The 14,767-nt window shown below is 66.5% G+C and carries 9 protein-coding genes; 2 read left to right on the forward strand and 7 right to left on the reverse strand.

Annotation, left to right across the window (positions count from 1 at the left end; translation table 11 throughout):
• Positions 1 to 1,437: 1,437 nt before the first annotated feature.
• Positions 1,438 to 2,733, forward strand: coding sequence for a type VII secretion-associated serine protease mycosin (gene mycP, locus JNO44_RS10155; RefSeq protein WP_205363171.1), 1,296 nt, complete (start codon positions 1,438 to 1,440; stop codon positions 2,731 to 2,733).
• A gap of 12 nt (positions 2,734 to 2,745) precedes the next feature.
• Positions 2,746 to 6,699 (forward strand): type VII secretion protein EccCa, encoded by a 3,954-nt coding sequence (eccCa, locus tag JNO44_RS10160; protein WP_205363176.1) that lies wholly within the window; start codon positions 2,746 to 2,748, stop codon positions 6,697 to 6,699.
• 127 nt (positions 6,700 to 6,826) lie between these two features.
• Here eccCa and JNO44_RS10165 read toward each other — a convergent pair whose 3' ends face one another.
• The 7 genes from JNO44_RS10165 to JNO44_RS10195 form a co-directional block, all read right to left on the reverse strand.
• Positions 6,827 to 7,657: a serine hydrolase domain-containing protein gene (locus JNO44_RS10165; protein WP_205363177.1), complete on the reverse strand. Its 831-nt coding sequence runs from the start codon at positions 7,655 to 7,657 to the stop codon at positions 6,827 to 6,829.
• Positions 7,658 to 7,704: 47 nt separating this feature from the next.
• Entirely contained in the window at positions 7,705 to 8,157 is a 453-nt protein-coding gene (locus JNO44_RS10170) for a thiol-disulfide oxidoreductase DCC family protein (protein WP_338058563.1), read from the reverse strand.
• Between the two features lie 32 nt (positions 8,158 to 8,189).
• Positions 8,190 to 9,191: an HTTM domain-containing protein gene (locus tag JNO44_RS10175; RefSeq protein ID WP_205363187.1), complete on the reverse strand. Its 1,002-nt coding sequence runs from the start codon at positions 9,189 to 9,191 to the stop codon at positions 8,190 to 8,192.
• A 23-nt stretch (positions 9,192 to 9,214) separates the two neighbouring features.
• Positions 9,215 to 9,823 carry a DUF5819 family protein gene (locus JNO44_RS10180; RefSeq protein ID WP_205363188.1) on the reverse strand — a complete coding sequence of 203 codons (609 nt, stop codon included), beginning with the start codon at positions 9,821 to 9,823 and terminating at the stop codon, positions 9,215 to 9,217.
• Positions 9,824 to 9,846: 23 nt separating this feature from the next.
• On the reverse strand, positions 9,847 to 10,203 hold the full coding sequence (locus tag JNO44_RS10185; RefSeq protein ID WP_205363189.1) for a hypothetical protein: 357 nt from the start codon (positions 10,201 to 10,203) through the stop codon (positions 9,847 to 9,849).
• A gap of 1,191 nt (positions 10,204 to 11,394) precedes the next feature.
• A complete protein-coding gene (locus JNO44_RS10190; RefSeq protein ID WP_205363191.1) occupies positions 11,395 to 13,221 on the reverse strand; it encodes a VWA domain-containing protein in 1,827 nt (608 codons plus the stop codon).
• Positions 13,222 to 13,336: 115 nt separating this feature from the next.
• The gene (locus tag JNO44_RS10195; protein ID WP_205369637.1) at positions 13,337 to 14,389 is read right to left on the reverse strand and encodes an AAA family ATPase; all 1,053 of its coding nucleotides are present in this window, start codon (positions 14,387 to 14,389) and stop codon (positions 13,337 to 13,339) included.
• Positions 14,390 to 14,767: the final 378 nt, after the last annotated feature.

The following is a 14,767-nucleotide window of genomic DNA, read 5'->3' on the forward strand; positions in this document are numbered from 1 at the left end:
GTACTGGCGGGGCGACGCCGCTGAATCCTTTGCCAAGCGGGCAAGGGACCTCAGCCTCAGCCTCCAGAACGGCGCGCTGTACGCCAAGAACACCTGCCACACCCTTCAAGGCGCGGCATCTGAGCTCCGCGATGTCCAAAGAGCAGTCATGGCCCTCCAGGACACCGTGTCTGAGAGGAATCACGGCAACGTGTTGGGGGCCATCGTCTCGGGCGTCGAAGACGGCGCGGACTGGGTGAGCAACTTCGGTACGCGCGACGACAGCGGACTGAAACGGGACGTGGCCAACGGCATGAGTAGCAGCGATGCTTTGGCCAAGCACCGGGACACGCTGTCGCGGGGCCGGGAGATCGCCCTGCAGGCGGCTGTCCACATGGAGCGGCTCGGCGCCTCGTACAACGTCCAGGCCAGCCACCTGGGGTCGCTACCTCCGATCAAGGAGCGTGGAAAGGTCATCCCTCCGCCGGACACGATTGTGCCGCCGCCGGTCGTGGTGGCCCCCGGCATGGCGCCGGCTTCCGCTCCACGGCAGGTGGGTCGACCGTCACTTCGCCGTTCCGGAGGTCGCGCTGCCTCGGCGCCTCCCATTCCGGCGGCACCGCTAAGGACTGGAGCGCCGAGTGTGGGTGGAGAGTCGGCTTCTCCCGGAAGTAGCTCCACTTCCGCTCCGAAGGCGCCGACTCCGGGTATGGCATTGGACGGTGTCCGCGGTGGCCTGCCAACACCTGTAGCCCCTCCAGCCGGTGGTTCCGCAGGCGAGATCAGCAGAGGTGTGTCAGGAGGCGGCAGCGGTCTCGGCACTGTCCCGCCAGGAGTGCCCGGTGCAGTATCCGGTCGAGGTCCGATTGCGGGTGGTCGGTCACTTCCCGGTGCCAGGACGATGCGCCCTAGCGAGCCAGGAGAGAGCACGGGGGGACGCGTTCCCTCGGGGAAGGTTCGAGGCACGGAGCCAGGTGTTTCTGGCCAGCCAGGGCAGGCGAGCCGTCTCCCTACGGGAGCACCCGGAACTCCTGGGGTGTCGGGCGGCGGGCGCGGCTCGACGTCCAGTGGCAAGCAGGGAAGTTTGGCACGGCGCAGTGGGGGCGTCGTCGGTGAGCCCAGCCGGCCCGGTACTCCGGGACGCAGTGGGCAGGGTGGTTCCGGCTTGCATCGCAGCCGCGGTGGTGCGCTTGGCAGTCGTCGGAATGCAACGTCAAATCCGCTGCCCCCTGGAGCCGTTCCACCGCATGGCCGCTCTTCTCGTGAGGATGAGCGCCGCAAGGGGGCCAGTCGCCCTGACTATCTGGTGGAAGACGAGGAGACCTGGATTCCGCAACGGGACGTGGTGCCGGGTGTCGTCGGCGAGGTGACTCCTGCCGCCTCCACACGGGACACTGATGCGTCTGAGCAGCACAGCCAGGAATCGGAGAAGGACAAGGCGGAAGGACAGGGCGAGGCATGACGGACGGCCGACGGCTGAGGGGCACTCTCTGCACAGCGTTGCTCGCTGTGCTGTGCCTCGGAACGCTCACCTCGCCCGCAGCCGCCGACTCGATCCGTGACCAGCAGTGGCCCCTGTCTGCCTATGACGCCGAATCGGTCTGGAAGATCTCGACAGGCCGGGGCGTGACGGTCGCCGTCATCGACACGGGCACCGACGGCACACATCCCGACCTCGTGGGCAACGTGCTGAGCGGCAAGAACTTCTTGGAGGGAGGGACGGCTGACCATGTGACAACGGATGACCATGGGACATCGATGGCCGGGCTCATCGCGGGCCACGGACACGGAACTGGCCGCTCAGCTGGAGTCATGGGGCTGGCGCCTGAAGCCAAGATCCTCCCACTGAGGGTCACCGCGGACAACGCCTCGCTCGTCGTCACGCACGGTACGCCTGTCGCCGACGCCGTTCGTTATGCCGTGGACCACGGGGCATCAGTGATCAACATGTCTCTGGCAGGCCCCGAAGAAGTCCCTGGCCTCGAAGCTGCCATCCGTTACGCACAGCAGAAGGACGTTGTGCTCGTCGCCGGAACGGGGAATGACGGCTCCGCTACGCCCACCTACCCCGCGAGCATCCCAGGTGTGATCGCCGTGGGGGCAGTCGACTCGTCCCGCAAGATCTGGTCGAAGTCCAACTACGGCCCCGATGTCCTGCTGACGGCACCGGGAGTGGGCACGATCAGCACAAGCGTGGATCACATGTATTCGACGGGTGACGGGACGTCCGTAGCGACTGCCTATGTATCAGCTGCGGCTGCCCTCCTGCGCGCGAAGTTCCCGGACCTGTCGGCCGGACAGATCGCCAACCGGCTGGTGAAGACGGCGAAGCTGCCCGAGTCGGCGAGGAATCTGAAGGTTCCGGATCAGCACTACGGCTACGGATTCATCCGACCGTACAGCGCACTGACGGAAGACATTCCGGCTGGCCCCAAGAACGGCCCACTGCCTGCTCCGTCGCCGTCAGCCGCCAGCCCCGCGCCCGTCGCGTCCGACGGTGCCGCCAAGGCGCCCTCGGCGAGCCACAGCGCATTGGTGCCTCTGGTCATCGTCGGCTGCGTGGTTGCGGTGGGGATTTCTCTGGGTGGGCTGTTGTTGTGGCGCCGGCGCCGACGGGCCGTGGTGCCCCCGGTTCCGCCCGTTCCACCGTACGCATCGGGTGCGCCGAACGCACCTGACGCGTATCCGCACAACGGGATTCCCGGCAACCAGAACGGCAGCGGACAGCAGTCCGATCGCGGTTTCCACTCCTAGCCAAGGCCCCTGTTGGGAACGGTCAACATCAAGCGTCGGCCTCGGAAATGGCCGGACGACTATTCCAAGGACGAGATACGGCTGAAGGCGCCGCCGGCGCTCCCGCGGCAGCAGGGCGTCTCGATGGCGTTGACGCTGCTGCCGGCTATGGGGATGGCCGGTACTTCGGCGTTCTTCTTTCTGCCCGATGCCCCTGCGTTCATGAGGATGATGGGCGCCATCATGGTGCTGTCCTCACTGGGCATGGCGCTTGCGCAGATCGTGCGCGCCCGCCGCGGCCCCACCACGTACATGAGTGGGGAGCGGCGGAGGTATCTGTCGTATCTGGCGCGCACGCGTGAGCAAGTAGTCAAGACCGCCCGGCAACAGCGGCGGGCGGAGTGCTACCTCTTCCCCGAGCCAGGTCACCTGTGGGCGCTTGTCACCCAGCGGACGCGGTTGTGGGAGCGACGTCTCGGCGATGGGGATTTCGCCGAGGTTCGGATCGGTGTGGGGCCACAGCGGCTGGCCACTGAGCTGGTCCTGCCGCAGGAGGAGGCGGAGGAGTGGGAACCGCTGACCGAGCGAGCGCTGAGCCGCTTCGTGGCCACCCACGCCCGCCTCGACGGTCTGCCCCTGGCGCTCTCTCTGCGAGCCTTCCCGTGGTTGACGGTGCGCGGCGAGACGGAGGCGGTCTACGGTCTTGTCCGAGCTGTCATGGGACAGTTGGCCGCTCTGCACGCGCCCGAGGACCTCCAACTCGCGCTGGTCGCGGCGCCGGGGGCGGTGCCGGAGTGGGAGTGGATCAAGTGGCTGCCGCACGCCTACCTCGGTGGTGAACCGTCCCGGTCGGGGAGTGGACTGTTGGTGTGCGACTCCCTCGATGAACTGGAGGAGGTTCTGGCGGAGGACCTGGCAGCACGGCCCGCCTTCCTCCGCGGCGCACAGCCGCTGCTGGACCGTCCGCACCTGGTCGTCCTGGTGGACAGCGGAAACCACCCGCCGACCGAGGCGCCCGCGGAAGACGGCCTGCAGGGGGTGACGGTCGTCGAGGTCGCGCCGGGGCAACGGTCATCGTCGCCGTCGTTGTACGGACAGCCGGTGCTGACCGTGTCCGCCGGCGCACTTCGCCTGGAAACAGGTACCAGGGCCGTCTACTCCGGAACACCGGACGCATTGTCCAGCAGCGAGGCCACAGCGCTGGCCCGAGCCCTGGCGCCGTTGCGTACGCACGCCCAGGAGGCCGAAGAGCCGCTGCTGAGCAGCCTGGACTTCACCGAGCTCATGGGCATCGCGGACCCCGCTGACCTGGACGTGGCGCAGATGTGGCGTCAGCGACGGCCCGCAGACCGGCTCCGCGTCCCGATAGGCGTAGACAAGGACGGCAGCCCGGTCGTCCTTGATCTGAAGGAGGCGTCCCAGGGAGGCATTGGGCCGCACGGGTTGTGTGTGGGAGCCACCGGCTCGGGTAAGTCCGAGCTGCTGCGTACGCTCATCCTCGCCCTGGCCTCCACCCACTCCCCGGAAGCGCTGAACTTCGTCCTGGCTGACTTCAAGGGCGGCGCGTCCTTTGCCGGTTTGGCCGACCTGCCGCATGTCTCAGCACTGATCACCAACCTGACCGAGGACCTCGCCCTCGTCGACCGCATGCACGATGCGATCACCAGTGAACTGGTGCGCCGCCAGGAACTTCTCCACACGGCCGGGAACTTCACCGGCATCAGTGGCTACGAGAAGGCACGGGAGGCCGGCGCGCCTCTGGAACCGCTGCCGACCCTGCTGATCGTCCTGGACGAATTCAGTGAACTCCTGGCTGCCAGGCCCGACTTCCTGCACATCTTCCTGCAGATCGGTCGTATCGGCCGCTCCCTGGGCATGCATCTGCTGCTCGCCACACAGCGGCTGGAATCCGGACGACTGCACGGACTGGACACCTACCTGTCGTACCGACTGGCTCTGCGAACCTTCTCCGCCCAGGAATCCCAAGCTGTCCTCGGCACCCCCGACGCCTACTACCTGCGCCGTCTCCCCGGCGCCGGGCTACTTCAGCACAGCACCGCACCCGCCACCGAGTTCCAGGCCGCCTACGTCTCCGGCCCCTACCACGACCCAAATTCTCCGCGCCCCGGACAACCTGCCGTAGACGCTCCGATCCTGTTCACCGCGGAGGCCGTCCGGGCCGCCGCCCTCACTCCCGCGTCCCCGGTCGAGCCGCTAATACCCGGGCCTTCGGATCCAGCCACCGTCGACACAGTGCTGGACGTAATCGTCCGTCAGCTCGCCAGCTACGGCCCAGACGCTCACCCCATCTGGCTGCCGCCCCTGGAAACGTCCCCCTCACTCAGCCAACTCCTACCGCCCCTGACCAACACTCCCGAGCGCGGCCTGCACCCCACCGACCACCGGGCCCCGAAACTCACCGTCCCACTGGGCATCACTGACAAACCCCTCGAACAACGCCACGACACCCTCACCACAGACATGGCCGGAGCCGGCGGCCACACCCTGGTCGTCGGCGGTCCACGCACCGGCAAATCCACCCTACTGCGCACGCTCGTCATGGCCCTGGCACTGACCCACACCCCCGCCGAAGTGCAGTTCTACGGCCTGGACTTCGGCGGCGGCAGCCTGTTCACCCTCGCAGACCTCCCCCACGCCGGAGGCATCACCTCACGACTGGAGGCGGACAGGGTGCGCCGCAGCGTCGCCGAGGTACGGAACATCCTCAACAGCCGAGAGGAGTTCTTCCACAGCCGCCATATCGACTCCATGGCCACCTACCGTGTGCGTCGCGCCGACGGCCACTATCCGGACCATCCCTGGGGCGATGTCTTCCTGGTCATCGATGGGTGGGCCACCTTCAGGCACGAATACGAGCACCTGGTCCCCGACATTGAGGCGATCGCCCTCCGCGGGCTCGCTCACGGTATCCATCTCATCACCACCACCACCCGCTACAACGAGCTGCGCCCCGCGCTGAGGGACCAGTTCGGCACCCGCCTGGAACTACGCCTGGCGAATCCACTCGACTCCGAACACGACCGCCGACGCGCCCGCAACGTCCCTGCCAACCGCCCAGGCCACGGACTCGCGACCGGCGGATTCCACTTCATCACCGCCCTCCCCCACGTCGAGGACGCGCACACCGAAGTCGCCAGCCCGGCCAAGCACAGCGACGACCTCGTAGCCCAGATCGCCTCCCACTGGTCCGGACCGGTCTGCCCACCCGTCCGCCTCCTCCCCACCCATCTGTCCGCGTACGACCTGCCCAAAGCTGACGAGACTCTCGAAAGCGGCTTTGCGATCGGCGTCGACGAGACCACCCTTTGCCCCGCACATGTCAACTTCGACACCGATCCGCTCCTCGTCATCTACGGTGAGAGAGAGTCCGGCAAAACCGCCCTGCTGCGCCTGCTCGCCCAACGCATCGCCGAACGCCACCAGCCCCGCGAAGGTCTCCTCATGGTCGGCGACTACCGCCGCGGCCTGTACGGACAACTGCCCGAGGCCCACCTCCTGCACTACGCTCCCGTTCCCACCGCACTCCAACAGGGCTTCGCCCGGCTCGCCCCACTCCTCGCTGCCCGCATCCCGTCCGGGAACATCACCGCTCACCAGATGCGGTCCCGCAGCTGGTGGCGCGGCCCCAACGTCTACGTGATCATCGACGACTACGACTTGGTCGCCCTGCCTTCCGGCAACCCCCTCGACGCCCTGGCCGACTACCTGCCCTACGCCCGCGACATCGGGCTGCGCGTCATCGTCGCCAGCAACACCGCCGGCGCGGCCAGCGCCACCTTCGAGCCTGTCACCCAACGCCTGAAGGATCTCGGCGCCCAAGGCATCGTCTTCTCCGGCTCCCCGGAGGAAGGGCCGCTCATGGGGAACGTCAAGGCCGCGCCCATGCCCCCGGGCCGAGCACAGTTCGTTCCCCGGAAACAGGCTCCTGGACTCATCCAGATCGGATTTCCCCCAACGAGCGTCTGATCACGACGTGGAGGCATGCTACGCAGCCAGCAACTGCGGACCAACCGAGAGACATCCCCAACAGCAGCGGCGTTCTTGTATGGACCGTAGGGCTGTTGCCGGTGTCCGTCAGCAAATGGCCTGTCCTTCATGCCTTGAGTTTCTGCAGGGCGAGGCGAGTGGTGCGGCGGTGGTTTCCGTGGAGGCGGTGCAGGAAGATCCAACGGCCGTCTTCGTGTGCGCCGGCGAAGGCGGATGCGGTTCGCGTTGCGCCGATGTGCCAGAGAGCCGGTCCGCTGCGGTCCCATGTGGGAGCAGGTTCACCGAGCACGCGGTCCACTACGAGTCCGACTACCAGACGGGCTGCTGTGTGCGGGGTGGCCCATAATCCGCCGGCCGGCAGGATCGGTCCCGTCAACGTCCAGTGGGGGCGGGGCCGGCCGAGGAAGCCCTGGGCTACGAGTCGCCGTTCGGGCGGTGGCGTGGCAGTTACGGCGCCTGGTGGTAGGTCCAGCGGAGCGAGCACGTGCTCGTCGGTCAGCCGTTGAAAGGTGGAGTCAGTTGCTGTGGTGAGTACGCGACCGAGGATGGCATATCCGAGGTTGGAGTACTCCTTCTTGCCCACGGGGCCGGTTGCTGTCGTGTGCCAGTTCCTCAGCACGTCGCGCAAAGCGGTCTCAGTGAAAGAGCGGTAGGGGTCGGCGGTGGAGGTGTTGGCTTGGGGAGGGAGACGAGGCAGTCCGGAGGTGTGTTCAGCCAGGTGTCGAAGAGTGACCCCGGTGTCCTTGGGGACGTCGGCGAGGTGAAGTTCGAGCTGGTCATCGAGGTGGAGAGCCCCCGCGGTGGCGAGTTGGGTCAGGATCGTGCCGGTGACCACTTTGGAGAGCGATCCCAATTCGACGAAGTGGTTGAGAGAGTGACCGCGCGATACGTGGTCCTGGACTCCTCTGCTGCCCAGAACACAGGTGGGCACCGGCATCGTTTCTCCTGTCTGTTCTCATCTGACGAGCGCGGGGTGGAGCTGTCTTATGGCTGTGGTGGTGGTAGGCGGCATGAAAGCGTTCCGCCGGGCATCTGGTGTCGGTTTCGCGCCACCCATCGGTAGACGGCATGGGCACACCGGACTACTCCGGGGAGGGTGATCGCCATGCCGGCGATCCGGTACCTGCGGCGCGGGGAGTGACGCAGGTAGATGGCCAGGGCGTCAGCGCCGCCGGCCAGGGCCTGGCCGTGCCGCACCAGCAGGACCTCGCGGTCGAGACGCTCGCTGTGGGGCCGTGTTGTCTCTTCTGGAAGAGACTGCCAGGGCACCGCGTCCACGGCCGGCCGGCTCAGGGCGGATATGCGGTTGATGACGTTCTGACAAAACCCGCAATCTCCGTCGAAGAGCAATAGCGGTTCCGAACCAGTGATCGGTGAAGTCATGGGACTTTCCTCGGGTCTGGCCGATGGCCGAACACGGCCGTCGACAGGCAACATCTGAGAGCGGTCCGATCGGAACGGCTGTCAGCTCATCCATCGGAAGAGACAGTCGCAGGGTGTGGTGGAGACTGCGCCGCGCTGGGCGACGGCGAAACGGGGGCCATGCCGGGGTGCCGCTCGTGGGCGACCGCAGATCGCTGCCGGTGGATCAGCCGGCTGCAACGTTTCGCGAGTGCGTCGAGAGCTCCGCTCAGGAAGATGAGGTCGCAGGCCATCATGGTCAACGCGAAGCTCGTGAGGCCCATGATGATGCCGATGGCCAGGTGGAAGCTTATGGATGCGGCCGCGGCCCATGGCCGCAGTCGCGGAACGAGGATGCCCAGCGGGAAGTACACCAGAAAGATCGTTGTGGAGTACGTTCCCAGGAAGACCAGAAATTCATTCTGGTAGATGAGTTCGGAGACTCCGGGGAGTTTGAATTCGGAGAGCCGAAGGACGTAGAAGAGGGCTGTCCCGTCCTGCCACACCTTGCCTTGTACCTTAGATAGGCCACTCACCATGTACACCAAACAAATCTGAACGGCAATGGCCAGGAGGCCGAGATTGTGTATGGGGTCTGAGAGTGCTTTCACGACGCTGGGTGTGCGTCGTGAAATTTTGCGTGCAACTCCTGTGGAAAATGAAAGGCGCCCGTAGCAGCGAGTGAGCAGCAGCATGGGGATCACTACATAGGCCAGGTTGTCTCCACCATCGAGGAGGACAGTCTGACGTTGGTAGATCGACCACAGGAACACCCAGTGGAGGGCCAGCACCAACCTCCCACCTACACCGCAGGCCACCGCTAAAGCCGTCAGCATTCCCAGATGAAAGATGATCTGGAACCAGGCTTCGGAGTTACTGAAGGCGTACAGGCTGAAGGTCCCGCTGTCGTGCAATTGGGAGACGAACTCTCGCCAGGGAAGCACACCGTCGGGGCCGAAAAGGTAAGATCGATCCCCGTACTGGCTCGCGTAGTACATAAACCCCACGAAGCCCAGCAATGCACGTGTTCCGCTGACACCGAGGACGCTGAAAGACCGGGTGCTAGCCATGTCCAGGAGGCGGGTTATATTTTTCACAGTGCCCCCACTTTCACCCAGTCCATGTCCTGTATCTTCGTCTCACTCCTGGCCTTCGGGTCATTCCGCTTGGACCACGGCGGCATTTTCTCTACATAGACACGGACCTGTACTTCATCCGGCCTTCCGCCGCACATCTGGGGCATCTGAGTGAGCGAGTACCTCGAAAGGAACGTGACGGTTTCCTTTCGATTTTTCTTCTCAAGGGGGGTTTCCGGAAGCGGCCGCTTATGCAACGTCTTTTGCTGCTCTCTGAGTTCGTCCAGCACCGGATCGCCGCCGCTTAGCTGAAGAACGTTTCCTGTCACCAGTCGCGACATGCGGGAAGGGAAGAACCTGCTGTTCTGGGCTGCTTCGATGTATCTGCTCGTCACATCGTAGAACTCGGTGGTCTTGCCGTTCGCGCATCGACCTCGGGCCAGAATCCCTCGGTTTTCGGATAGCGGGTTCGGGGCGAAGAGCCTCCAGTTCTGCGTCTGGTACGGCTGCAGGTAATTGTTTACGAAGCTCAGGAAACGGAGCTTGACTGGGGTCAGCGGCATCTGCGAGAAGCTTGCTACGCAGAAATGAAGGCCCAGGAGGGCAGCGCCGACAATCAGCGCCACCCTCCTGGTTATAGCGTGATCCTTCACTTGTCGAAAACCATCTCGACGGAGGAGGCATTCGGAGCGGACGAAGCCGGAGCGACACCAAAGACGTTACCGGCCACCTCCGCGGCCGCGTCTCCAGCCAGCTCAGCCGCGGCCTTCCCGTGCACGTACGCCTTCTGAGCCGCACCGGCAACCGCCCTGCCGACCTTACCCGCCAGATTTGCCAGGCCACCGATGGCCTGCGGCGCGTTGCCCGGCTCCTGCACCTTCATGGCGGCCGCAGGAACGGCCGGCGCCTTCGCCTCAGCAGCCTGCGCCGAGCCCTGAGTCGTCACAATCAGGGCGGCACTCGCAAGCGCGACACCGACCCCCGCGGCTATCTTCTTCTTGTTCACACTCTTCCCTTTCCTTTACGGCCTGCTTCAACAGCAGGCAGGTGATACACCCATCAGGCACGACGGGCGGCATGACGGGTAAATGAATCTCAGGATGCATGCGCTCAACGCATGACAAAGATGCGTACGCCCTACCGGAATCGCAGCCATGGCGAAAACCACTGGAACGAAAAAGAGTAGTCGTCGGCTAGACGCCGGCACACATCACTTCATCCTGAATCCGCTAAGGAAGTCTCGCAAGGCAACAGGATGAATCCCCGTAACACATGCAGCTCTACCCCCGTTTACCCCCCGGCCCTTCGATTTGGAAGGGCTTTGCAATGCGTCATGAATATTTCCATGCCCTCGCAAGCGCCGTCTACAGAGTAAGAGGAGAAAAGCCTGATCCGACCTGTCCTGAAACTATGCGTGTTGCAGATGCTCCGCACCGAGCGAGGCATCGGAAGACCGGAGGAGAATCCTCCCGTTCGGGAACTGCCTGCTTGCATTACTCTGCGAAGTTGCGTGCGAAAGAAGAGAGCCGCCACCACATGCTGTGACCTGGCGATGGATTCAGGACAGTGACTGGTAGGGCTCTTCTCGCACAGTGATGATCAGGCTGACTCAAAAATTCGCTTTGTTGCATCTTGAACACGTCGCGCTGGCTTGAAAGTGTGCCTCCAGTAACCGACGTCGACGAGTCCAGCGGCTCAACGTCGCCATACAGGAGGGGCCGGGCGTCACCGTCACGCAGCACAGAACGCGACTGGCCGCGGGCCGACGGCACCGGCCGCAAGGCCGCTGCAAGGCGGACGGCACCCTCCGCGAACCCGAACCGATGCCCCAACATCGCCCGCACCGTCGTGGCCGGCGATAAAGACCAGCTACGGAAGAGGTGAGACCGTACCGGCGGCCCGGACGCCGACCGCCGCAGTGGGCGGGAGTCTGTGGCTCGTCCCAGATGCGGATGATGACGTCAACTCCGATGGCGGGTTGCAGGCTGTGCAGGTACAGGTGGTAGCCGTTGCCGGCTACCACCTGCTCTCGTGACACCTCAGCTGCGGCGCTGTCTTGGAGGTACGCGTCGGAGTCATCGACCTCTACGAAGCAGCGGTCGGGTTCTGCTGTCACGGTGCAACTCGGAGAGCAGCGCCACCGTGCCGTCCTTGGATCGGTGGTGCCGCCCCGGGCGGTCGCTGGAGCGGCCGGCGGTCAGGGTTGGGTGGTGGCCAGGGCGGTGGTGGTGGCTTTGCCGATGGCGGTGATGGCCTGGGCCGGGTCGGTCAGTTCCAACACGGTAGTGCCTGGTAGAGGGCGAGGGTCGGGGGCGAAGGCGAGCCAAAGGACTGCGCATCCGGTCTTCCGTAGGGCGGTGATGCGGGCGGTGGCACGGGCGGCTTCGTCGGGGCGGTAGTAGCCGTCGGAGGCGATGACCAGCAGGCGCCCCGCCCCCGGGCGGTTGAGGTCGAGTCCGGCGGTGAGGGCGTCGGTGGCCTCGGCGAGGCAGTGGCCCCCTCCCTTGGCGTTGAACTGGGTGACGCAGGCGGGGGTACGCCCGGGGGCCGTAATGGCGGTGATGGATTGGTCGTAGGCGACGGTGGCGCTGCGGGAGTCGGGGTCGGTGAGAGCGGTGGCTTTGGCGAGAATCCAGGCGGCGGAGGCGATGGGTGCGGCGGCCGCTGACATGGATCCGGAGACGTCGACGGCGATCCCGACCCGCAGGGCTGGTGTGGAGGTGGGGCGGTGGATGGTGCGGGTCCAGGGTGTTGCGGTGGGGGTGGCGCCTGCGGCGCGTTGGGCATCGCGGGCCAGGGCTTGGCGCATGTTGAGGCGGCCGGGCGGGGCGGCGGATGCGGTGACGGTCGTGGTGCGTTCCCTGTAGGCGGCGGCCCGAAGTGCCCGTGCCAGCTGTCCGGCGGCCGCTTTTTCACCCGCCAGCGGGGGCCGGGTGCCGGTCACCGGTGAGCGGTAGCGGCCGTTGGTGGGCTTTCCGGGGGTGTAGGGGCGGGCGCCGGGGGCGAAGACCTTCTCGGCGGTCTTCGCGGCCTGTCGTTGCTGGGCGGCCTGGGTGTTCTTGGCCTGGGCACGGGCCGCTCGGGTGGCGGCGACCTTGGCTTCGGCCTCGGCTCGGGCGGCCTCGTTCGCCTGGACCGTGGCGACGACCTTGCTGATCGCTTCGGCCAGTTCGCCGGTGCGGCCGCCGCCTGGTGTTTTGTCGGGTGTCGGTTCCGGTCCGGTGGAGTTGGTGCCGAGTGCCTGGCACCAGGCTTTGGCGTGCTCCATCATCGTCGCGCCATCTTCGTCGGCGGTGGCGTGGGCCGCCGTCCAGATGTCGGCGAGGGTGTCGAGAATGTCGGGGCCGAGGATGCCGGTCACGGTGTTGTGCAGGGGTTCGGTTTCGTCCGGGTCGAGGATTCCGGCGTCCCGGCGGGCCAGGAGCAGCCCGGCGGCGAGGGCTGCCTGCCACCGGTCAGTGGGGGTCTGGCTGGTGAAGTCGTCCAGGACCAGGGTGCGGACAGCGGCACGCAGGTAGCGGCGGTCGCCGGGGCGGCGGCGCAGGTGGGCCTGCTCGGCGCGGGACTCCTCCAGCACCTGCCCCGCCACATCGAGGGCCGTGCCGCGCAGGTGGGGTTCGGGCAGCCAGCGGGAGTGGGCGGCGTGGGCGGCCTCGTGAACGAAGGCGCCCCAGGCCGTGGGGTACCGCGCCTCGTCGCCGGGGCGTCCTGGGCGGATGCTGGCGGGGGTCAGCGGGGCGAAGAGGGCGGTGTCGATCTCGAGTTGGGCGGTGGTGGGGTAGAAGGCGGCGGGGGCGCCGGAGCGGGTGCCGTGTTCGCAGGTGACCAGGATGTCCTCGCGCCCGGTCAGTTCCGGCAGCCGGGCGCTCAGTGCTGCTGCGATGCGAAGCCAGTGACGCTTGTGTGCGGTGGGGCGGGGTTCGGTGAGGCAGCCACCGTCGTCCGCCCACCGTGCGGCTGCCCATTCGGCTTCGGAGAGGGCGGGCGGGGCTGCTGGGAGGTGGTTGTGCAACTGCGCAGCCATGACTGGGGATTCCCTTCGGGTACGTGGCGTACGGGGTGTGCGGTGGTGGCGCCTGGGGCGGCCTGGGCGTGGGCCTGTGGGCCCGGCCCGGCCGTGCGCCGGGCCGGGGGTGTGTTCAGAGCTGGCGGCCGAGGGCGAGGGCGGTGATCGGGCGGCCGAGGGCTTTGGTGACGATCTCGGCGACTACATCGCGGTCTTCCAGGGGCGCAATGCCAACCAGGTTGGCGAAGGCCGCCTCGGTGCCCAGAACATCGGAGATCTTCTGGAAGGCGATCAACTCACGTAGCTGCGGGGCCCAGCCGACTTCGCCTGCCTGCTGGCTGGTGGCGAGGTGGCGGGCGACGCGAACCGCCGTGCGGTTGATCTTCAAGGAGGCGGCCAGGTCGTAGTCCGAACCGACCTGGATCTGGACCGAGAACCGGCTGGCGAGGGCCTCTGTGAGCACCGCCCCGTGCACGCCGGGGTTGTGACCGGCGATCACGTAGAAACCGTCGGTGGCGGTGATCGTCTCGCCCTTGTGCGCCTTGACCTGGATCTGCCGCCGCCCGTCCATCGCCGGATACAAGGCGGCCAGCACCTTCGGCGAGATCAGCGTCGCGTCGTCCAAGAGGAGGGCTCGCCCCTCTTGCATCGCGGTGACGAGTGGTCCGTAGATGAACTCGTAGCCGCCGCTTGAGTCCTGGGTGTATTCGCCGATCAGGTCGCCGACCGTGGTGTCCCCGTCCCCGGCCACCGTGATCAGGTCCGGGAAGGCCGCCTCGATCAATGAGGTCTTCCCTGTCCCCGGCGGCCCGTACAACAACACCGCAACCCCCGCCTCGCGCAACCTGCGCAACGCTTCGACATCTGGGAGCTGCGCCAGTGCCCTGGGGTGGTAGTGCTGCCCGTTCGGACGCCTGATGGGCAGCGGTCGTCCGCCCGGTGGTGCAGTGGGCGGCTGCGCGGGTGCCGAGGACGCCTGGCGGGGTGCTGGGGGCGTGGGCCCCGGGGTGGGCTGAAGCAATACGGCCCGCTGTGCTGCGGCTGCGGTCTTGGGAGTTGCCCGGTACATACGGGGCTTGGAGCCCACCCGCTCCGCTCCGCCCTGAACCACCAGGGTTTCACAGGCGTTGCCAACCGCGCCTCCGGAATGTCCCAGCATCTTCGCCAGCTCGGTGACGCTGAACATCGAACCAGGGTGATCTGCCAGGATCTTCGCGACGCGGGCCCGCAACTCACCCGGGCGCGCCTTCGACGGCGCAGCCAGGGATGTCGGGGCGGCCGAGGCGAATGGTGCCTGAGCCTGAGGTTGGGACTGGGACGCTGGTTGGGGTGGGGTGGCCATGGGCGCCTCCGTTCATGGGCGTCGGAAGGTGGTAGGTCGGCTACTTGTCGGCGGGCGGCGCCTGGCGCGGCACACGGGGCCGGGGCGGGCGAGACATGGGCTCGATCGGCCGTCTGGGCCGGGGGATGCGGGGGATTACAGGGGCGTTGTCGTCCGAGGCATGGCACATGGGTCGGCTCCGTCTCTTCAGGCGTTGGTGGGGGCGGTGTACGGCGGCCTTCA

This window comes from Streptomyces noursei (assembly GCF_016917755.1).
GTDB classification, from domain to species: Bacteria; Actinomycetota; Actinomycetes; order Streptomycetales; family Streptomycetaceae; genus Streptomyces; species Streptomyces yunnanensis.